The sequence below is a fragment of the Streptomyces hilarionis genome (assembly GCF_024539675.1).
GTDB classification, from domain to species: domain Bacteria; phylum Actinomycetota; class Actinomycetes; order Streptomycetales; family Streptomycetaceae; genus Streptomyces; species Streptomyces hilarionis.
The window spans coordinates 1-234 of record NZ_JAHHIT010000908.1; the positions used below are offsets into that span (position 1 = coordinate 1).

The 234-nt window shown below is 50.0% G+C and carries 1 protein-coding gene; it reads left to right on the top strand.

What is annotated here, in order from left to right; all coding sequences use genetic code 11:
• The coding region (locus KMS84_RS44915) for a copper resistance CopC family protein (protein WP_256921688.1) at nucleotides 1-234 on the top strand (234 nt) is incomplete at both ends.

Here is a 234-nt window from a genome sequence, read left to right on the forward strand (position 1 = left end):
TTGCTTCTGAGTGCAGTTGCTCAGGCGCATCCAAAGCTGGTTTCTTCTACTCCCGCTGAAGGATCGGATGCGGCGGCTCCGTCTAAAATCGAACTGCACTTTTCTGAGAATCTAACGACTCAGTTCTCTGGTGCAAAGCTGATTATGACCGATATGCCTGGTATGCCGAATTCACCTATGGGCGTAAAAGCTAACGTGGCAGGTGGCGGTGATCCGAAGACGATGGTTATTACA